The organism is Halobaculum saliterrae (genome assembly GCF_009831625.1).
In the GTDB taxonomy this organism is placed as follows: domain Archaea; phylum Halobacteriota; class Halobacteria; order Halobacteriales; family Haloferacaceae; genus Halobaculum; species Halobaculum saliterrae.
The window spans coordinates 101,707-120,834 of the sequence record NZ_WUUS01000003.1 but is presented as its reverse complement, the minus strand read 5'-3'; the positions used below and the strand labels follow the sequence as shown (position 1 = coordinate 120,834).

At 56.8% G+C, this 19,128-nt stretch carries 16 protein-coding genes and 2 pseudogenes; 11 read left to right on the top strand and 7 right to left on the bottom strand.

From position 1 onward, the window contains the following. Positions 1 to 3: 3 nt before the first annotated feature. The 4 genes from GRX01_RS05455 to GRX01_RS18765 all read left to right on the top strand — a co-directional run bounded on the left by GRX01_RS05455 (position 4) and on the right by GRX01_RS18765 (position 4,923). Positions 4 to 1,092, top strand: coding sequence for a hypothetical protein (locus tag GRX01_RS05455; RefSeq protein ID WP_201289521.1), 1,089 nt, complete (start codon positions 4 to 6; stop codon positions 1,090 to 1,092). Continuing rightward, positions 1,092 to 3,164 (top strand): VirB4 family type IV secretion system protein, encoded by a 2,073-nt coding sequence (locus GRX01_RS05450; RefSeq protein WP_159664257.1) that lies wholly within the window; start codon positions 1,092 to 1,094, stop codon positions 3,162 to 3,164. The genes GRX01_RS05455 and GRX01_RS05450 overlap by 1 nt, the downstream gene beginning before the upstream one ends. Next, positions 3,157 to 4,344 carry a phage NrS-1 polymerase family protein gene (locus GRX01_RS05445; RefSeq protein ID WP_159664255.1) on the top strand — a complete coding sequence of 396 codons (1,188 nt, stop codon included), beginning with the start codon at positions 3,157 to 3,159 and terminating at the stop codon, positions 4,342 to 4,344. The genes GRX01_RS05450 and GRX01_RS05445 overlap by 8 nt, the downstream gene beginning before the upstream one ends. A gap of 423 nt (positions 4,345 to 4,767) precedes the next feature. Continuing rightward, the gene (locus GRX01_RS18765) at positions 4,768 to 4,923 is read left to right on the top strand and encodes a hypothetical protein (RefSeq protein WP_201289520.1); all 156 of its coding nucleotides are present in this window, start codon (positions 4,768 to 4,770) and stop codon (positions 4,921 to 4,923) included. 173 nt (positions 4,924 to 5,096) lie between these two features. Here GRX01_RS18765 and GRX01_RS05435 read toward each other — a convergent pair whose 3' ends face one another. Continuing rightward, the gene (locus GRX01_RS05435) at positions 5,097 to 5,549 is read right to left on the bottom strand and encodes a GDP-mannose mannosyl hydrolase (RefSeq protein ID WP_159664764.1); all 453 of its coding nucleotides are present in this window, start codon (positions 5,547 to 5,549) and stop codon (positions 5,097 to 5,099) included. Between the two features lie 2 nt (positions 5,550 to 5,551). Then, complete coding sequence (gene rfbB / locus GRX01_RS05430) at positions 5,552 to 6,478, bottom strand: dTDP-glucose 4,6-dehydratase (protein WP_159664253.1); 927 nt, start codon at positions 6,476 to 6,478, stop codon at positions 5,552 to 5,554. Between the two features lie 53 nt (positions 6,479 to 6,531). Between rfbB and rfbD the strand changes: the two genes are divergently transcribed. After that, the gene (gene rfbD / locus GRX01_RS05425) at positions 6,532 to 7,422 is read left to right on the top strand and encodes a dTDP-4-dehydrorhamnose reductase (RefSeq protein ID WP_159664251.1); all 891 of its coding nucleotides are present in this window, start codon (positions 6,532 to 6,534) and stop codon (positions 7,420 to 7,422) included. On the opposite strand, the gene GRX01_RS05420 is transcribed toward rfbD, so the two are convergent. From GRX01_RS05420 to GRX01_RS05410, 3 genes are all read right to left on the bottom strand, one after another. Further along, a complete protein-coding gene (locus tag GRX01_RS05420; protein ID WP_159664249.1) occupies positions 7,419 to 7,598 on the bottom strand; it encodes a hypothetical protein in 180 nt (59 codons plus the stop codon). The two genes, rfbD and GRX01_RS05420, sit on opposite strands and share 4 nt — an antisense overlap. A gap of 6 nt (positions 7,599 to 7,604) precedes the next feature. After that, positions 7,605 to 8,678, bottom strand: a complete 1,074-nt coding sequence (locus GRX01_RS05415) for a glucose-1-phosphate thymidylyltransferase (protein ID WP_159664247.1) — start codon at positions 8,676 to 8,678, stop codon at positions 7,605 to 7,607. 61 nt (positions 8,679 to 8,739) lie between these two features. Continuing rightward, entirely contained in the window at positions 8,740 to 9,204 is a 465-nt protein-coding gene (locus tag GRX01_RS05410; protein WP_159664245.1) for a dTDP-4-dehydrorhamnose 3,5-epimerase family protein, read from the bottom strand. Positions 9,205 to 9,445: 241 nt separating this feature from the next. On the opposite strand from GRX01_RS05410, the gene GRX01_RS05405 reads away from it, so the two are divergent. Both GRX01_RS05405 and GRX01_RS05400 read left to right on the top strand, forming a co-directional pair. Continuing rightward, complete coding sequence (locus GRX01_RS05405) at positions 9,446 to 10,408, top strand: glycosyltransferase family 4 protein (RefSeq protein WP_159664243.1); 963 nt, start codon at positions 9,446 to 9,448, stop codon at positions 10,406 to 10,408. Between the two features lie 88 nt (positions 10,409 to 10,496). After that, positions 10,497 to 11,135: pseudogene (locus GRX01_RS05400) on the top strand (IS6 family transposase). Between the two features lie 30 nt (positions 11,136 to 11,165). Here GRX01_RS05400 and GRX01_RS05395 read toward each other — a convergent pair. Further along, the gene (locus GRX01_RS05395) at positions 11,166 to 12,551 is read right to left on the bottom strand and encodes a sulfatase-like hydrolase/transferase (protein ID WP_159664241.1); all 1,386 of its coding nucleotides are present in this window, start codon (positions 12,549 to 12,551) and stop codon (positions 11,166 to 11,168) included. A 396-nt stretch (positions 12,552 to 12,947) separates the two neighbouring features. On the opposite strand from GRX01_RS05395, the gene GRX01_RS05390 reads away from it, so the two are divergent. After that, positions 12,948 to 13,580 carry an IS6 family transposase gene (locus GRX01_RS05390; protein ID WP_159664239.1) on the top strand — a complete coding sequence of 211 codons (633 nt, stop codon included), beginning with the start codon at positions 12,948 to 12,950 and terminating at the stop codon, positions 13,578 to 13,580. Between the two features lie 446 nt (positions 13,581 to 14,026). After that, a complete protein-coding gene (locus GRX01_RS05385; RefSeq protein WP_159664237.1) occupies positions 14,027 to 15,595 on the top strand; it encodes a hypothetical protein in 1,569 nt (522 codons plus the stop codon). A 226-nt stretch (positions 15,596 to 15,821) separates the two neighbouring features. Here the strand turns inward: GRX01_RS05385 and GRX01_RS05380 are convergent. Beyond that, positions 15,822 to 16,319: pseudogene (locus GRX01_RS05380) on the bottom strand (IS5/IS1182 family transposase); the annotation flags it as partial. Positions 16,320 to 16,572: 253 nt separating this feature from the next. Between GRX01_RS05380 and GRX01_RS05375 the strand changes: the two are divergent. Together GRX01_RS05375 and GRX01_RS05370 are read left to right on the top strand one after the other, a co-directional pair. Next, positions 16,573 to 18,051 carry an oligosaccharide flippase family protein gene (locus GRX01_RS05375; RefSeq protein ID WP_159664235.1) on the top strand — a complete coding sequence of 493 codons (1,479 nt, stop codon included), beginning with the start codon at positions 16,573 to 16,575 and terminating at the stop codon, positions 18,049 to 18,051. Between the two features lie 38 nt (positions 18,052 to 18,089). After that, a complete protein-coding gene (locus GRX01_RS05370; protein WP_159664233.1) occupies positions 18,090 to 19,013 on the top strand; it encodes a hypothetical protein in 924 nt (307 codons plus the stop codon). Positions 19,014 to 19,128: the final 115 nt, after the last annotated feature.

Below are 19,128 nucleotides of genomic sequence, written 5' to 3'. Positions count from 1 at the left end.
TCGATGAGTTCCGACTCCACCGCAGCCGACCGTCGTATCATGACCCAACTGGGGGAAGCACACCGGATCCCGCTGGTGAACCTTCGTGAGGGCGATTTCGGCGTTCTCGTCGGCTTTCCCGTCGCGGGATTGTTGACTGGAAGCGTGCTGTTCGACCCGCTGGTCGTCCCGCTCGCGCTGGTCGGCCTCGTGGTCGGTGTCGCGGCGGTGTACGCCGCCCCGCGTCATCTGACCGCCTCGGCGTGGCTTCGGGACGTGGGTCGGTATCTCCTGTGCCGCCCGCGGTACACGCTCTCGCAGCCGGCCGGGGCCGACCACTCCGGTACGGACGGTGAATCGGTCCCGTACACGCCGTTCATCCCCGACGAGCGGACGCAGGACCTCACGACCGTCGCGCGAGCGTGGCCCGGGACGGGCGTCATCGAACGGGAGGACGGCGCCCTCGAAGCGTTCATCGCGGTCACACCGGGCAACATGGACTTCGCGATGTCGGGCGACTGGGAACGCCTCCAGACGACTGCCGCGCGGTTCGCGAACAACGACCTCGAGTTCCCGCTGACGGTCCATACGACGACCCGCGCGTTCCCGGCGGACCGTCTCGTCGACCGCCTCGCCGACCGGCAGGCGGATCCCGATGTGACGAGCAATGACGCCTTCGCCGCGCTCCTGCGGGAGTACCGCGACCGGCGACCGGCGGAGTTGGCGGACACGACCCGGCACCGCTACTACCTCGGCGTCACCGTCACTCCGTCCGACGTCGCGAGTCGCCGCCCCGGCGAATCCTCCGTCCGCGACCGGCTCACCGCCATTCCGATCGCGGGCGTGGTCGTCGCCGCCTTCCTCTCGCGGCCGACGGGGAATGAACCGGCCTCCCGTCGGCAGGCGATGTACGACCGCCTCTGTGACCGCCTGCACACGCTGGAGCAGGACCTCGTCGAGCCGATGGCCGACTGGGAGCATCGCCGGCTCTCGACGCTGGAATTGTTCGTCCTCGCGGCGGAGTTCTGGAACGGGCGCGAGTACGACGACGCCGAGCGGTTGCTCGCGACGGCCCCGGCGCCGGGCCGCGCCCGCCGGCGGGAGGACGACTGATGCAGTCTGCGATCGCCGACTTCGTGGCGGCGCTGCGGACCCTTCCACGGCCACTTTCTCCCGCGGGGCTGTTCGTCTACGGCGTCGGAGGCGTCGCCGTTCTCGTCGTCCTCGCTCGGTTCCGACAGTGGCTGGCCGGCCGGGACGACGAACCGACGTTCGGCGATCTCCTCGCCGAGGAGACTGTCGATGCGGGTCGCGAGGAGGCGGTCGCGTTCGACACGCTGGCGGACCGACATCGAACGGCGCTCGCGCCCGAGGCCGTCGCGTGGGAGCCGCGTGCGGCACGGGTCGGCAACCAGTGGACGACCACGCTCACCGTCGCGGCGTACCCCGACCATCCAACCGACGGCTACCTCAGCGGCCTGTTCGAGCTGACCGACATCGAGTTCGATCTGACGGTCCACGTGGACCCGCTTCCCCAAGAGCGGGCCCGGGACCGCCTTCAGGCGGCCGCCGACGACCTGCAAGCCGACGCGGATCTGGAGCGCAGCGTTCGGGAGTCGTACCTGCAGGACCGTGCGGCGGCGGCGACGGCCACGTACAAGGCCGTCGAGAACGGCCAGCGGGTGTTCTCTCAGGCGCTGTTCATTACGGTCCGGGCGGACACTCGCGATGAACTCACGGACGCCGTCGCCGCGGTTCGTACCGCGGTGCGTGACCCGCCGGCACGCCTGGAGCCGGCGACGGCGGTGTGTCTTCAGGACCGGGCGCTGCAGGCGGCCGCACCCATCGGCGGCGACCCGCTCGATCGCGGCTCCATCGCCCTCGGCGGCGCCGTCGGCGCGCTCCTCGCGTCGCCACACTCCCCGACGATCCTCGAGGAGGGGGGCGTCGAGTTCGGCGTGCACAAGGACACGCGGAGTCCGCTCGTGGTCGACCCCTTCGCCCGCGAGGACGGCTACGCGATGTTCACGGTCGGTGATCCCGGATCGGGGAAGTCCTACAGCGCGAAACAGAACCTCATCCGGAGTCTGTCGCAGTCCGTCGACCGGATCGGGATCGTCCTCGAACCGCTCACTAACTGGGCCGGCGTCTGTGAGGCACTCGGCGGCCGGCGGATCACCGTCGGCGGCACGCTCGGTCTCAACCCCCTCGAGATCAAGCCGACGCCCGAGCACGTGCTGGCAGCGCGGGGCGACGACGCCAGCCCGCTGAAAGAGCGCCAGGAACGGGCGCTGGCGTTCTTCACCAACGTGTTCGCCACACGGGGCGTCGAGTTGGGCGACCGCCGCACGACGCTGGAGACGGCGCTCACGGCGGCGTACGAGCGAAAGGACATTACCGAGGACGTCTCCACCCACGACCGAGAGAGTCCGACCGTCCGCGACATGCTCGATATCCTCGCGGAGATGGCCGAGTCACCCGGCGAGTACGTGATCCGAACCGACGACGAGGCCGAGAAGATCGCCGACGACGCGGTGTGGCTACTCGACCAACTGCGGCCGTTCGCCGAGGGTGGCCAGTTCGAACAGCTCGGCCGCCACAGCGAGTTCGACATCCGCGACGAGTCGCTGGTGTATCTCGATCTGGCCGAGCAGGGTGGGCAGGTGGGCGGACACACGAGCTTGCTGATGGAGCTGCTCATCACGCTCGTGTACGAACGAGCCAAGGAGACGGACCAGGAGGTCGTCTTTGTCATCGACGAGGCACGGTATCTGATGAAGGACGCGGCGACACTGTCGTATCTGGAGACGATCTTCCGGCACCACCGCCACCACGACCTGTCGATCCGGCTGGTGACCCAGACCGTCGACGAGTTCTTCGAGCACGACACGGCGGAGATGATCCTCGACCAGTGTGCGATCAAGCAGTTCCACAAGCTCGACGGGATGGACGCCGAGTGGGCCGACGAGTTCGGGTTGAACCATCCACAGATGCGGTTCGTGCAGACGGCGACACCCGGCAACGAGGAGGCCGGGTACTCGCAGGCGTTGCTGGGTGTCGACGGCGAGTGGCGCGGCATGGAGGTGCGCGCGTTGCCACGGGAACACGAGGTGATCACCCACGACCCGCAGCAGGCGGACGAGCCGCTGGCCGGCGATCGCGGAGAGGTAGCCGGCGATGACTGACCCGCCGGTTCCGACTGCCGACCCCCTGCCGGAGTCGATGATCGACCGCGATCAGTGGGTGTGTTGGCGCAGCGAACAGCGGGACGGCAAAGCGACGAAAGTCCCAGTTGAGCCGGGCGGCGGGTACGCATCGGCGACGGATCCGGACACGTTGCGGTCGTTCTCGGCGGCACGCACTCACGCCGTCGATGCTGGCGACACAGGGCTCGGCTTGGTGTTCACCGACGACGACCCGCTCGTCGGTGTTGATCTCGATGATTGCCGCGATCCGGACACGGGTGCCCGCTTCGAGTCTGCCGACGACATCGTCGAGCGGCTCGACTCGTTCACCGAAGTAAGTCCCTCCGGGATCGGCCTCCACGTGATCGTCGCCGGCGACCTGCCCGCAGGGCGGAACCGACGCGGCGACGTGGAACTATACGACTCGGCGCGGTTCTTCACCGTCGCCGGCCATCATGTCGATGGAACGCCCGATCACATTCCCCAGCGTCCTGAAGCCCTCGCCGCCGTCCACTCCGAGTACGTGGCACCGGAGACGAGCGCTGCGAGCACGTCGGGATCCAACGCCGCCTCCCAGTCGACCTCCCGATCGGCGAAGCAAGGGCCGGAGAACAGGCTCTCGGATGGAGACCTCATTGATTGCGCGAGGAACGCAGCCAATGGGGAGAAGTTCCGGCGCCTCTGGCGTGGCTCCACAGTGGGCTACCCGAGTCACTCAGAAGCGGACATGGCGCTGTGTTCGCTGCTGGCATTCTGGACCGGGGGCGACGCAGACCAGATGGATCGGTTGTTCCGCGAGTCGGGGTTGTATCGCGAGAAGTGGGACGAGGTCCACTTCAGCGACGGCGCGACGTACGGCGGACGGACGATCGAGCGGGCGATCGCGGGGACCGACGAATTCTACGATGGGGGCGGCGACGATGACTGGGACCCGCTCGGAGACGGCGACAGCGTGAATAGCCGAACACCGTCGATGTCGGGTGATGACGGTGGCCGGTCGGTGGGAAATTCGGAGGGAGACGCCTTGACGACGCTTCGAGAGGAACTCAACGAGTTGGAGCGGGAGAACGAGCGCTTACGCGAGGAACTGGCGGCCGAGCGTGCTCAGCGAGCGGATCTCGAACGACAACTCGCCGACCGAGAGTCTGCGGGGCTCGCTCGATACCTCCCGTGGCGGTGACGATCGCGGGGGTGTTTGTAGGCACCCCGACGGGTGCAGTGCGCTGGAGTACACTCATCGACAGACCTAGGCGTATCGGTTCTCGGAGCGATCCGAACCGGGACCCGCTCGTGATCGGTCGCCTTTGCACGTGCGACCGCCCATGTGAGTCGGTTCAGATCTGCGACGCACTGGATCACGAGTCCCGTATCGAACTGTGTCCAGCATGCGAGGCCATTCTGAACCGCTCCCAGCGGCGTGACCCCTGATCATGTCCCCCGAGATCGAGTTCCAGTTCGAACTCGAAGGCGGGCGACACCGTCTGATCGTGTTCGCCCCTGATCCCGAACGGAGCTGTTGGACTCGTCAGGAACTGCGCCGCGATCACGAGGCAGAGCCGTGGAAGACGGTCGGCGTCGAGATCGTTCGGGATGTCTCGCTTCGATGTACTTCCGGAGAATTACCAGATACGATGCTGCCGTCGTCGTTCTGCGGGGTCGGGACGCGATCGGGATTGATGGGTTGTGGATCGACGTTGGGTATCTGGAAGATCGGGACAAGGCGGAAGAGTTGTTGCAGGAGAAAGAGATCGAAGCGTAGCGCGCGAGGTTTCTAAGGCGAAGAGGGTGTTACTCTCCCATGGATTTCGTCCAGTAACCGTTGCTGCCAATAGTATATCTTAGCTCTTGTCGAGTATGCTAGTGCTTCGGTTTTTGATCCTTCACCTTATCATCGCTTCGACCGTCGCCGCTGGTTAGCATACCGGCTCAATATTAGCGTGCGTCCAGATACCGTCGGACGTACGGGTGGACCCCCTCGAACGGGGGACGGAACACCGTGATGTCGCTGTGTTGGTCATCGCCAACGACGGTCGGTTCGTCGCGCTTGAAGCGACAACGATACGCTGTCGCAACGTAGTGCTTCGAGTCGACGCCGTCGACCTCCGATGCGTCGTAGAAGTGCTCGAAGGTGCCGAGAGACTCCTCGACGACGACGGGCTCGCCCAGCTCCTCGGCGGCGACGCGGTCGACGGCCTCGCGCCGAGACTCGTTCTTCAGTACGGTTCCGCCGGGGACGAACCACTCTCCTTTGGCGGGTTCGTTCTCACGCTTTCCGAGGAGTACGCCGCCGTCGTGCTCGACGACGAGATCGACCGAGACGAGCGGGACGTGTTCGACGATCGTCCGCCAGTCGTTCGGACGGATCGGGCGCTCCTCTTCGGACATCGTCACCCGAGGTAGTGCTCGACGGTACGGTTGAGGCCCTCTTCAAAGGAGTAGCGTGGCTCCCAGCCGAGCGCCTCGATCTTCGCCGTATCGAGGGCATAGCGCTGGTCGTGGCCGGCGCGGTCGTCGACGAACTCGATCAGATCCTCATCGGCGTCCACGGCGTCGAGGATCGCCTCGGTGACTTCGAGGTTCGTCTTCTCTGCGTCGCTACCGATGTTATAGATCTCGCCGACCTCGCCGTCACGGAGGACCACGTCAAGGGCGCGGCAGTTATCCTCGACGTAGATCCACTCGCGGACGTTCGACCCGTCACCGTAGACGGGAAGTGCCTCGCCGTCGGCGGCGTTTCGGATGAACTTCGGGATGAGCTTCTCGGGGTGCTGTCGAGGACCGAAGTTGTTGCACGTGCGTGTGATAAGGACGGGGAGGTCGTGCGTCGTCAGATAGCTCCGCGCGAGCAGATCTGCGCCGGCCTTCGTGGCCGAGTAGGGATTTCGGGGATTCAGCGGATCCTCTTCTGTGAACTTTCCATCGAGGATCTGGCCGTACACTTCGTCAGTCGATATCTGGAGGAAGCGATCTACGTCAGCTTCGGTGGCGGCATCGAGGAGCGTCTGTGTCCCCTGGACGTTCGTCGAGACGAACGGCTCGGCACCGTTGATCGATCGGTCGACGTGTGACTCCGCGGCGAAGTTGACCACCGCGTCGGCGTCCTCGACGAGCTCCGAGACGAGTTCGCGGTCTCGGATGTCGCCCTCGACGAACTCGTGGCGTGGGTCATCAAGTACACCATCGAGGTTGTCCGTCGACCCCGCGTACGTCAGCGCGTCGAGCGTGACGATCTCCACGTCGTCGTACGCGTCGAGTTCGTAGTGAACGAAGTTGGATCCGATGAATCCGGCCCCCCCTGTGACGAATATTCGCATTGTCGTCCAGTCATTCGGAGTACCTATTTACAGTCCTGTCGGTACAGTTGAATATGCGATCGCTCGTCGTCGGTGCGAACGGCTTGCTCGGGAGTGCTGTGGTCCATGCCGCCAGACAGCGCGACTGGACCGTCTTCGGGACGTATCATTCTACGAGTCCTGCGTTCGACATTCCGCTCACACAGTTCGATCTCCGCGACCACGGATCGTTCGTCGACGTACTCGTCGACTACGACCCCGATGTGGTGATCAACTGCGCCGCGATGACGGACGTAGACGGCTGTGAAGGGTCACCGGAACAGGCCGACATACTCAACGGCCAGGCACCGGGTGCGTTGGCCGCCCACTGTGAGGAGGCGGGGATCCAGTTCGTCCACGTCTCGACGGATTACGTCTTCGACGGGACGAGTCGCACCCCGTATCGAGAAGACTCGGAGCCTGCTCCCGTGCAGGTATACGGCGCGTCGAAGCTCGCAGGCGAGCGATCCGTTCGTCGCGAACACGAGGCAGCCCTCATCACCCGACTGTCGTTCGTGTGGGGGATCCACCGCGGTCGCGAGGAACTCACCGGCTTCCCGGCGTGGGTCCGTGAGCAGATCCGATCAGGCGAGTCGGTTCCGCTGTTCACCGATCAGTGGGTGACGCCGACTCGTGCTGGCCAGGCAGCTGACACGCTACTCGATCTGATCGAGTCAGGCGAGACTGGACTGTACCACGTCGCATGTCCGTCATGTGTCACCCCTTTCGAGTTCGGCTCGGCGATCGCGGACGCGTTGGGCACGGGCGAGGAGTTACTGGAAGAAGGATCGGTGGCAGACGTGCAGCGGGACGCGAGTCGCCCGACGTACAGTTGCCTGGATATGAGTCGAGTAGAAGAGGCGCTGGGACGGCCACAGCCCACGCTCCGAGACGATATCGCGGCTGTCGGGAACGCGTTCCGTTAGATCCGGTAGCGCTCCCGATTGTCGAGGAAGTGCTCACGGGCGTCCTCGGAGAGGTCCTCGAACCGGAGCACTGCCTCGCAGCCGAGCCCGGGGCATTTCATCACGCGGTTGGATTCGAGTTCGTTCGCCGCGACGACGGTACCACAGGCCGGACAGGAGTGGGTGATGATGCGCATCGGTTTCTAGAGTTTGAGCTGGGAGTTCTCGCCGACGACGAGGCGGCGGCCCTCAGGAAGGAGGTCGTCCGCGCTCACGACGTTCGCGCTCTGCCCGAGGAGGCTGTCGACGATGCGGCCGTTCGCGGTGATCTCGGAGTCGCCGATGACGACGCTGTTCTCGATGTGGATGTCCCGTAGGGTGCAGTCCGGTCCGATGGAGGTGTACGGACCGACGTACGTTCCCTCCTCGATCGTTGTGTTTTCGACGATCGAGACGGGGCCTCGAACGACCGCACCGGCCTCGATGGTCGCGGACTCGGCGAGTTCAATTCGTCCGGTGGTCTCGGCGCCGTCGGCGACCGTGCCCTCTATTTTGAGTTCGGAATCCTCGAGAACGAGGCGGTTCGCCTCCAAGATGTCCTCGGGCTTGCCGGTGTCCTTCCACCAGCCGGTGACGACGTGGGAGTCGATCTCGTGGCCGGCGTCGAGCAGGGACTGGATCGCGTCGGTGATCTCCAGTTCGCCGCGCCACGACGGTTCGAGGTCGTCGATCGCATCGAACACCGCGGGCGAGAAGACGTACATCCCGATGAGCGCAAGGTTCGTCGGCGGGTCGTCGGGCTTCTCGATGAGTTGTGTGACGTTGCCCGCGTCGTCGACATCCGCGATCCCGAACGCTTGGGGGTTGTCGACCTCCTGGAGCGCGATGCCGGCGCCGTAGTCGCCCGCCTCGAAGCTCTCGACGAGCTCGGTGATGCCGGAGTTGAGGATGTTGTCCCCGAGGTACATCACGAAGTCATCGTCGCCGACGAAGTCGCGCGCACAACCGGCGGCATGTGCGAGCCCAAGCGGTTCGCCTTGGACAATATAGGTGATCTCGACGCCGTATCTTGACCCGTCGCCGAGGAGTTCTTGGATCTTGTCTCTGCCTTTGTTCCCGAGAATGACGCCGATCTCGGTGACACCTGCTTCTTTGAGGTCCTCGATCGCGTATTCGAGGACCGGCCTGTTCGCGACCGGGACGAGTTGCTTGGGGCCGGTGTGGGTTATCGGTCGGAGACGGGAGCCAGTACCGCCGGACAAGAGGACGCCTTTCATCGATATGGATGGTACCTTACACGAGCGTAAATAGGGTTGTGCTTTGCCGACAGCCTAGTGGTTACCCGTGAATTTCGGCGTTCCAGTCGTACGGGATGCGGTCGTCGTCGTAAGGAATCCGTTCCTCATCGGGGTCCTCGTAGTCGTAGAGGTTCGTCGGGTAGTTGATGAGGAACGCGGGTTCGTCGCCAATGGCTTTGAATCCGTGCCAGCAGTCGCCGGGAATGCGGATCATTTGTTGGTTGTGTTCCCCGATCACGAATGTATCAAGTTCCCCCTGTGTGGGGGAGTCGTCGCGGTCGTCGTAGACGCCGACCGTTATCCGGCCTTTCGGGCAGACGAAGTGGTCGATTTGGCCCTCGAGGTGTCGATGCCATGCCCTGACGACGCCCGGGTAGGTCATCGAGTAGTAGGACATCTCCGGGTCGATCTCGTACTCCTCCCAGTCGCTCCGGAAGACTTCAACTAAATGGCCGCGCTCATCCGCGTTTACTTGGAGATCGCGCAGTTCTACGTCTTCTATCATATGCTAAATGACCTATCCGAGAAACTTACATTTTGGGATTCGAGAAAGCCGAACGTCCACTTATTTTATACGTTCCTATCTGTAGTAGATCAGACTGTCTTTCGGGATTCTACACACAATTGCAAAATAAAATAATCTAGATACTATTTGAATACATTTTACTACTGCATAATCAAAGGGATAGACTTTCATAAGTGAGCAAAATAGTGATGAATGCAAATTCGCTCTGTGACTTCTGAGAATGACCACTACTGACGACACCCCCACGTCGCTAACAGATCCTCAGAGGACGGTACATCTGGTAGTTGACTATCTAGCATACCATTCGGGACAAGCGAAAGTCGCAATCACTCGGGCCAAGGCGCTTGAAGAATTGGGGTATCGAACTAAAATTTGGACTGCTGACGTGGACTTTCCGTTTGCTGAATCGCAGTTTGACATCGAGACTCTAAACGCTCTTGGTCCAACAGGTATGCCGATGATCGCTCGACCAATCTCTGTACCGGAAGAGGATATCGTTATTTTAGAAGGAGGGGCCCTGGGGAATTTCTTTCTACACAATAATAACGTGGCTTACATCAATCATGGTTTCGTCCCAAGAAGTGTCACCGACACTCGAAGGATCTCTCATCAGGTGTATATCTCAACTAGACTACCGCAATTGCAATTTGCGGACAGTATATATTCTGTCTCTGAATATGCAAAAAGCCAACTCGAATCTAAATTAGGATATCAATCATCGGTATCCTACAATCCGATTGACACTAACCGGTTTAGGACGATAGCCACCGACCAACATCACGAGTTAGGTGTTCTATCTGGAAGCAGATCTCTTCTAAATGCACTGGAACAAACTGATATCAACATCTATTCACCTGATTTTGTTCCAGAGACTGAGTTACCAAAGTTCTATTCCAGCCTTTCGGTGTTCTGTCATTTAACTGCATGGGACAGTTTTGGACTGCCAGTGGTTGAATCGATGGCATGTGGTACACCGCCAGTCGTACTGGACAATTCCGTTAAGCGAGAGATCGTTGGCATTGACGAACTAATTGCGAGCACACCGCAGGAAGCTATTGAAATAATCAAGCAGCTAATTGACAACGACGAGCTAAGATCGGATTTGGCGGAGATGAGTCGCTCTCGCGTCGAGAATATGTTTGATCACACCGAATTAACACGCGAATTAATAAACGATATCTAAATGTCATACTTCAAAATATTTAGTATTTACTTCTGTCTGTTTAGCCGTGTTAAGTTAGGACTGAGACGGTCGTTAGTTCAGGTACTCTATGATCGAATTCGACCGTCTTAGCGGAGATAGCAAGTGGATCGATTTGGAGTTTGTGGAGCGGGCGCGGACACCCGAGCAGATCATTGAACTTGGTATTCAGCTCCATCTTGCGGGTCTCTCACTTTCGAATACCGAACAGTATCTTGAGAGATTGGGTGTCGAGCGGAGTCGCACCGCGATTCACAACTGGGTTCAGAAGGCCGATCTACAGCCGACCAACGACGGGGCTCCGAATCAGATCGCGGTAGACGAGACAGTGATTCGGATCAACGACGAACGACACTAGCTGTACGCCGTTGTCGATCCCAACACAAACGATTTTCTCCATGCCAGGCTGTTTCAGACGAGAACTACACAACTCACCGTGATGTTTCTACGTAAACTCCGCGAGAAACAGCAGGTCGAGCAAGCGACGTTCCTCGTCGATGGGGCGCACGATCTCAACGCTGCGTTGGAGCGACTGGGGCTCCGATTTCAGATAACTCGCCACGGAAATCGGAACAGCGTCGAACGTGTCTTTCGCGAGGTAAAACGCCGAACCTCTTCGTTTTTAAATACGTTCAGCAACGTGGAGCCACCGACGGCAGAATCATGGCTCCAAGCCTTCGCCGTCTGGTGGAATCAATGCAAAATTTAACACGACGGTTTATTACTATCAACATACACACTATATATAACCCAGATCCTCCAGCTGCTGTTTGGCCGACGCACTCCAGTCCGCCTGCTCGGCTTCAGCGGGGTCCTCGGGATGGGTCTCAAACCACTCTTTGAGGCGGGAACGAAGATCGTCCCGGACATCGGCAGTGGCTGGGTCGTCTATCAGATCCGTTTCCTCGTCCTCGATAGTGAATAGCGACTCCTTTTCGTCGCTCCGCAGGAGCCGATATCCGTCTTTCTCAACGGCTGTAACGGGTTCCGTGTGAACCAGCTCGTTCGAGTGCCCAGGTCCGTACTCATCCTCTTCGAACAGAATTGGGTTCACGCGCTGCGTGATGACGTAGTCTCGCTCGCTTTCCCGAAGGTTCACGCCAGTCATCCCCTCTGTATCAGCACCGACGTCCTCCAACAGAGTCCGTGTAATGTCGGAGTGAGTCACTGGGGCGTCGGTATTAGTATCCAAGTTCCACCCCTCCGCTACGAGCGGGACGTGAGTCAGGCCTCGATGCAACGTTTTCGAGTGAAATACTGTATTGCGCTCGCCAAAGAGATCCCCATGGTCAGCCGTTACGATGAAGATCGTGTCCTCGTACCGTTTCCGGAGTTGGTCGATGAGTCGACCGACCATGAGATCTGTGTAGTAGAGTTCGGTATCGTACATGATCCGAAGGGCTGCCCACTCGCGGTTTGACAGCGGGAGTCCGTCGGCCATGAGTTGGTGCATCTCGTCGTGAATTCGATACGCTATATCTGCCCCCTCTGTCGAGGTGAGGTCCCACTCTGCGAGACGATCCTCAAACTGATTCATAAACCCGTGGGGAGGATAGTACGGCGAATGAGGCTCAATATACTGAACTGCAAGGAAAAATGGAGCCTCGGCCTGACGGGTCGTCTGAAGAGCGATATCGTTGATCATTCCGGTTACCGAGTGCTTCTCTGTCTCACGTGAGAGGCCTGCTGAGTGTGTTCGAGCCCGAACGAGATGTCGAAGGACGTTTTTCGCGCCTGCGGTCTTCAGGAGTTGTTTGGGTGACGAACTTAGAAAGCAGAACTCGTCGAATCCGTTTGCGAGATTCGTCGCAGGCGCGAAGTGCGTGTTAGCGGAAACACCAATTGTCTCGTAGCCTACATCGGATAATCGGGAGGCAATCGTCCGCTCGTCGTCACCGAGCTTTCCTTCGGCTGGAGCGATACCGTGCTCCCACGGGTGGAGACCGGTCAGGAGCGACCCCATCGAACTCGACGACGTCACAGAGTGGGCGTGGGCATCGGTGAATTGGAGGCCACGCCTTCCGAGGTCGCGAATATTCGGAGTGATCACGTGCTCGCCGTGCGTCGGAACACGGTCGCCGCGAGCACTATCCAAAACGAGCAATACGATATTTGGCTGACTCATAGGTTAGTTAATGATCGCGACTCTTTTATTTGTCACGTTGCTCAGGCTTGTTTTCGTGTTCACATCAGAGAAGGACGTAGTTTCAACCACGACTCCAAGGCTATTTGCAACTCCTCGGTCGTTCACACCGGTATCCACAGAAACAATCGAGTCGCCATTATTATCACCCAAACACGATACCGTTCTACGACAGTGAATTGAGAGTGACGTTGATGCCATTGGGGTTGGGGGTCCAGTCTGTCGATCCTCCTGTCACACAGATTGTTGGGTTGACAATTGCTCCGTCTGGGATAATGATGTCGTCTTCGTTGTTGAAGCACGATGCTTCTTGAAGGTTTGCACGGACGCCTTGGCCGTGTTAAGTTAGGAGTGAGGCGGCCGTTAGATCGGATGTCTATGGCCGAATTCGACCGCCTCATCAGAGGTATCGACTGGATCGACTTGGAGTTTGTGGAGCGAGAGCGGACACCCGAGCAGATCGTTGAAGTCGGTATTCAGCTCCATCTTGCGGGTCTCTCACTTTCGAATACCAAACAGTATCTTGAGAGATTGGGTGTCGAGCGGAGTCGCACCGCGATTCACAACTGGGTTCAGAAGGCCGATCTACAGCCGACCAACGACGGGGCTCCGAATCAGATCGCGGTAGACGAGACAGTGATTCAGATCAATGACGAACGACACTGGCTGTACGCTGCTGTCGATCCCGGCACGAACGAATTCCTCCATGTACGGCTGTTTCAGACGAGAACGACGCAACTTACCGTGCTGTTCCTACGTAAACTCCGAGAGAAACAGCAGGTCGAGCAAGCGACGTTTCTCATTGATGGAGCGCACGATCTCAACGCTGCGTTAGGGCGGCTCGGGCTCCGATTTCAGATACGTCGCCACGGAAATCGGAACAGCATCGAACGTGTCTTTCGTGAGGTAAAATGTCGAACCTCTTCGTTTCCACATACGTTCAGCAACGTGGAGCCACCGACGGCAGAATCGTGGCTCCAACCCTTCGCCGTCTGGTGGAATCAATGCTAAACTTAACACGACGGACGCCTTGTTCAAACTTCGCGCCCCCTGAGTTACCAGTCACAGACACGCGAGCGAGATCTCCCAACGCTCCGTCGGTCGTATTAACAGCGAAGCCTCCAGCTGAGTCGTCAATGGTTGCACTCGCAGCATCGACAATTGTGGGGCCATTGACTTTCAGCGAGTTGTGGACACTAATATACGCACTTCCAATCATGAGTCGGGCACCATTGGTTGCTTCGGCCCCTCTGTTGGCTGCGTTGGTTGCCGTCGCGCCGCCAGCGGCGACCGTCTCTTTACTCACGAAAGTAGCCCGACTCCCACATGGGTTTCGCAGTAAGCCCCCCAGCGCGAGAAATACCGCTATTGCTGCAGGTGATGCAATTTGAAATATTCGAAGCATAGCGAACCGACGTCACAACCTAAAAATAGTCTTACGGCTATGAATGATTTGAATGGCGTACTCTCAGCGAGATAAACTCGGAGTAATTCTCGCGTTCGCCGCGATTTCTGTTCTCGCCATCTCATCGCGATTAATCACTAGTCCACCATATTGGGCATTCTTGGGGCTTTCAGTTCTCTTCCTTCTTGCATGGGCTAACGTTGTCTTTAAAAAGCGGGTTTTGATTCCTGCAGCCCTTCTACTACTGTTCGCCGCAACACTACGATCTCTTTACCTGACCCCGGATCCGATACTTATCGGCTACGACGCATACAACGAACTCCTCGCTCTTGAAAACACGATGGCTGACCACAAGTGGACCTTCAACAAGTCAGCGAGTTACATAGCCTCCTATCCAATTCTCTACGTCTTCTCAACGGTCATCGCAGAAGTATTCGGATGGGGATCGATGACGACAGCCAAGTATAGCAGCTGGCTCTACGTCTTCCTCCCAGGACTGTTTATTTATATTCTCTGTCGCAACCGAACAAGTAACTCGACTGCGTTTCTTCTCTGGCTACCCTTCGCAGTCTTATATACGCACGTGTTCCTACACACAAACATTCACCGAGAAGCTCTGGCTCTGGCATATATTCTTCTACTACTGTTCCTATATGATACTCTCAGGTACGACAACGCCGACCGACAGAAGCTCAATATGCTCAGTTTTGTCGTGCTTGCCACCCTGATCTTTACGCACCATATGACTAGTGCAGTAGCCCTTCTTTTCCTCATCAGCCTCTCACTCACCTATAGTATTGAATCACTTTCCGAATCAACCCCAGCGAATGTATATTTAATATCGGCGCTTGTCGGCGTTATGATTCTGATCTGGTTCTGGACCATACTTGAACAGACACCTATCCTACTAGTCGCGGCCATCGCAGAATCGATGACCGGCACCACCGGAACGGGACCATCCGGAGAAATTGGAACAATATCTGCCGGCTCACTACGTATCCAGATTCTGCTATGGGCCGAGGTTATTGCCGGGATCGTTCTCGGGATGCTGGGTCTCGGCGGTATTTACTATGGAAGGGGAGACTCCTTTGATCTCACGTTCCTCGGAATCGCCGGGTTATTCGGCATTCTCCTTGCGCTTACGATGGTCGGTGTTGTTTTTCCAGAGGAAGGACTCGGGCTCGCGACGCGATTTAAGACGTTTGTTTATATTGCGGCTCTTCCACTCGCCGCCTATACAATACACACGATGCAGAAACATCCACAGAGGGCGATATCGATACTGGCGATCATACTGGTTATTGCCTTCGCTATGTTGAGTGTCTATCGAATCCCTCCCTATCTTTATACGGGTGAGTACAATGGGGGGCCACGCGCAGTGATTACGGAAACGGATGCCGCCGCTGTGGAATTCCTCGGGACAGAGGCATCACACATGGATTTTGGAAACCCTATCGTGCCGAAGCTGAGAGGTTATTCGATATTAGTTCAGGATCGAGGGGGCGGATATGCGCCACCTAGCGCAGACTACAGCGTGACGCGAACAACACCACCGGATTCATCAGACTGTGCTATCTACTCATCTGGCCCCGTCGTTGTCACGAAGACGTGCAGCCCGTGAGAGTGGTAAACTCCCACTACAAACCCAGTGGATAACACCCACTCTCATGTTTGTCACGTTGCTCAGACTTGTTTTGATATTCAACTCCGAAAAGGACGTACCCTCAACCACGACCCCAAGGCCATTTGAAACTCCCTGATTGATCACACCAGTACCCACAGAACTATCGGCCCTCCTCGACAGTTATCCGACTCTCGGGTCGGCTGTCACGACATCGTACCTGTGCCCTTTGAGAGTAACCGTTTGATCCGTTGAGCGCGTTGTTTGCGGCTGCTTTCGCTGATGAGTCGCGGGAGTGAACAAGCTACTCAACGTTATGTGCGGCAATTTCGTACTCGATATGCCAGTTTTGAAAACCGTTGTTGGCAGCAACGGAATGCAGGCCGTCCGCGTTTCGCTGGACGACCTGCGGTGCGGTCTTCGTGTCATGCTTCCACCGGTCTGTGAACTGGAGGTCAAGAATGGCAAGCAACCCCATATTAGTAAATATCGTTACTTTCAGCGTCTGTACCGTTCGTCCCCCCACTGTCGGAAGTACGAGGATGCATGCCGTCGGTCAAAGAACGTGCTGTTGAGACGGCGTGGCCAGACTGCGGGTGCTGCTGTGCATTGCGCGTAGCAGCGTGCCAAACCTACTTTTTAGTCGATCAAATAATTTGTAGATCGTTGTGTGATCGGAGATATTGTCCCGATTGAGATTAAGAGCATCACGTACTTCGGCCAATTCAGTTCTTCAATTATACAGAGTTCATCAAGACCGATATAGCTCCGATTATCGGCGTCGTTGCCAACGAGTCTGGTGGATGATACCCCTCCATGTCGTGGACGCCATCGACCGTCTTTCGTATCTTGTGAATGGCATATAGCCAACAAGGAAGGAACTTTTCTTATAACCCTCTACCAAGAGAGGGCAACGGAGGTTAGAGCGGAGCGGTCGATTAGAAACCTTCAACACAATTGTAAGGACCAAATCATCTATGGCAGAGACAGGGTTCCGTGATTCTCCACTTCTCTCAATTATACAAGGGGCTGGATGGCATATTATCGGAAAGCTAGTGGCGAACTTCTTTGGCTTATTCACGACTATGCTTCTCACAAGAGGGCTGGGAGCGTCTGTCTATGGGATATTCGCCCTTTGTCTCACTATTGTCTCCGTCATCGGATCTGTTTCAAATTTAGGTTCTGATAAAGCTGTGCTGAAATTTCTTGCTGAGGATGAGGCCGACAAAGGATCACAACTCGGATTCTCCTATATCGTGGTTGTCTTTGGAGGAGGTATAGCTGGCGCTATTCTGTATATTGTTGCTCCAATTATTTCTTCATATACAGTCTCTAATAACACATTTATTATTTCGTTGCGACTCTTCGCACTCTACATAGTTATAAACCCAATTACTGTTGTTACGGCGAATGCACTTAGGGCCTTCAACCTTCCTGAGTATTCTTCTCTAATATCCAGAATTTCTCGTGCTGCAACAAAGTTTGTTTGTGTTCTTGGAGCGTTCCTTCTGTCTACATCAATATTTGGATTTATCATTGCGGTTCTAATCTCGTCATCCGCCACCGTACTAATAGGTCTCGCAATTATCATCCGCAAAACGTCTGTTCGTCCAGAAATCCCTGGTGACGAATTCCAGTTCGGCTCCTACCTCAACTTCTCAATCCCTCTCGCGTTCAAAGACGCTGGCTCTGTACTTTATACTCGAGTCGATATACTGATGCTCGGGATCTTCGCTGCCTCTGCCTCAGTAGGACAGTACCAAGTTACAATTCTTCTCTCCACAGTCCTCACGATGCCATTATCTGCAATCAATCAGATTTTTCCACCCATTATTTCAAACCTCAACGATCAGGGCGAAACAGAAGAGTTGGCCCAAATTTACTCCACCGTCACCCGGTGGACATTCGCCGCCACAATCCCCATGGCAGTAGGGCTAATCGCTTACCGATATGAGATTCTCGCTCTCTTCGGAAAAGGTTTCACTACCGCTGCTTTCGTGCTTGTCGTTCTCACGGTGGGACAATTAACAAATGCGTTCGTTGGACCAAGCGGATATCTCCTGATGATGACTGACCATCAGTACGTGATAACGACAAACCAGTGGATTTTCGGACTATTAAACGTGGCTGGCAACCTATTGTTGATTCAATGGTACGGGGTACTCGGAGCGGCGATCGCCACCGCAACCACGCTTACGTTGATTAATCTCGCTCGTCTAATCCAAGTATATTATTTCGAGGGGATGCATCCTTTGACCTCGAAAATCTCCAAACCGATTGTAGCCGTAGGGGTTATGCTGACGGCTATATTGGGCATTCAAGCTGTATTTGATGGGCGTAGTAGTTTAGTTCTTGGACTTGTCGTTGCCCCAATCACTTATTTCGGGTGTCTGACAGTGTTTGGTTTGGAGCCAGAGGATAAGGAGTTAATCACGAAGGCCAAAGAGAATTTTTAAACTACCCGCGCTCAACTTTGGTCAAATGAGTACTATTCATGGACTTTACTAAGGATGGCGTGAAGACAGTAGTAAGGAACCTAGCCAGAAGATCATCCACCTTTATAAACCGTCGCTTAATCAATCCCGGCCCCTCTGTAATGGATGAAGATTGGGATACTCTTCTTATACTTGATGGATGCAGAGCTGATACCTTCGCTGGCCATATGCATGAGCTCGAGGTGGATGGGGAGTATCACCGGCGCGTCTCACCAGCGAGCTCAAGTATGGAGTTTATGGAGGAAACCTTTGAAGACAAGGAGTTTCACGACACAGTCTATGTAACTGCCAATCCTCATATAGAATATTTTGATAGCGGTATTTTCCACGATGTATTCTCTCTGTTGTCTGACGAGCACTGGAACTCTAATTTAGACACGGTACTCCCCGAAACTGTAGCTCAAAAAGGCATCGAGGCCAGACAAAAATACCCCAATAAGAGACTGATTCTTCATTTCATGCAGCCCCATTATCCGTTTATCGGCGAAAAGGGCCAGAGCCTCCCCCACCGCGGTTACAATAAGAGTTTGAAACATGGGCACCATGATCAGCCCTCCATTTGGGATCTCCTCCGAGACGGTTCAAGCTGCCTTGATATTTCAGTGGTACAAGAAGCTTACGAAGAAAACCTCTCAATTGTGTTAGACACGATTAATCATATTCTACCTAACTTTAATCGTGAGACCGTCGTCATCACAGCTGACCACGGTAACTTCATAGGCGAACGCCTCTGGCCCATCCCCCTTCGAGAGTACGGCCACCCCGGGACGGCATTTGCGCCAGAGACGGCCTATGTCCCGTGGTTCGAAATCTCGGGGGACGACCGCCCTGAGATCCGGCCAGATCCACCAGTACGTTCGAACCAACCGAAATCAGAGGATCTGGTGAACCAGCGGTTAGAATCGCTTGGATATAAAGAATGAATCTTCCGTGCATCTCGGCTACATATCAACCCGAATCCAGTCATCCACTGATTAGACCTTAGTAGTGTGTGGTCAAGAGGGGAGTCGTTCGACTGCCATCTGAGTCGCAGAAAAC

What these genes read in the sequence shown, in the direction of transcription:
- GRX01_RS05455 (WP_201289521.1), top strand. Translation starts at nt 4, where the DNA reads ATGAGTTCCGACTCCACCGCAGCCGACCGTCGTATCATGACCCAACTG.
- GRX01_RS05450 (WP_159664257.1), top strand. Translation starts at nt 1,092, where the DNA reads ATGCAGTCTGCGATCGCCGACTTCGTGGCGGCGCTGCGGACCCTTCCA.
- GRX01_RS05445 (WP_159664255.1), top strand. Translation starts at nt 3,157, where the DNA reads ATGACTGACCCGCCGGTTCCGACTGCCGACCCCCTGCCGGAGTCGATG.
- GRX01_RS18765 (WP_201289520.1), top strand. Translation starts at nt 4,768, where the DNA reads ATGTACTTCCGGAGAATTACCAGATACGATGCTGCCGTCGTCGTTCTG.
- GRX01_RS05435 (WP_159664764.1), bottom strand. Translation starts at nt 5,549, where the DNA reads ATGTCCGAAGAGGAGCGCCCGATCCGTCCGAACGACTGGCGGACGATC.
- rfbB (WP_159664253.1), bottom strand. Translation starts at nt 6,478, where the DNA reads ATGCGAATATTCGTCACAGGGGGGGCCGGATTCATCGGATCCAACTTC.
- rfbD (WP_159664251.1), top strand. Translation starts at nt 6,532, where the DNA reads ATGCGATCGCTCGTCGTCGGTGCGAACGGCTTGCTCGGGAGTGCTGTG.
- GRX01_RS05420 (WP_159664249.1), bottom strand. Translation starts at nt 7,598, where the DNA reads ATGCGCATCATCACCCACTCCTGTCCGGCCTGTGGTACCGTCGTCGCG.
- GRX01_RS05415 (WP_159664247.1), bottom strand. Translation starts at nt 8,678, where the DNA reads ATGAAAGGCGTCCTCTTGTCCGGCGGTACTGGCTCCCGTCTCCGACCG.
- GRX01_RS05410 (WP_159664245.1), bottom strand. Translation starts at nt 9,204, where the DNA reads ATGATAGAAGACGTAGAACTGCGCGATCTCCAAGTAAACGCGGATGAG.
- GRX01_RS05405 (WP_159664243.1), top strand. Translation starts at nt 9,446, where the DNA reads ATGACCACTACTGACGACACCCCCACGTCGCTAACAGATCCTCAGAGG.
- GRX01_RS05395 (WP_159664241.1), bottom strand. Translation starts at nt 12,551, where the DNA reads ATGAGTCAGCCAAATATCGTATTGCTCGTTTTGGATAGTGCTCGCGGC.
- GRX01_RS05390 (WP_159664239.1), top strand. Translation starts at nt 12,948, where the DNA reads ATGGCCGAATTCGACCGCCTCATCAGAGGTATCGACTGGATCGACTTG.
- GRX01_RS05385 (WP_159664237.1), top strand. Translation starts at nt 14,027, where the DNA reads ATGGCGTACTCTCAGCGAGATAAACTCGGAGTAATTCTCGCGTTCGCC.
- GRX01_RS05375 (WP_159664235.1), top strand. Translation starts at nt 16,573, where the DNA reads ATGGCAGAGACAGGGTTCCGTGATTCTCCACTTCTCTCAATTATACAA.
- GRX01_RS05370 (WP_159664233.1), top strand. Translation starts at nt 18,090, where the DNA reads ATGGACTTTACTAAGGATGGCGTGAAGACAGTAGTAAGGAACCTAGCC.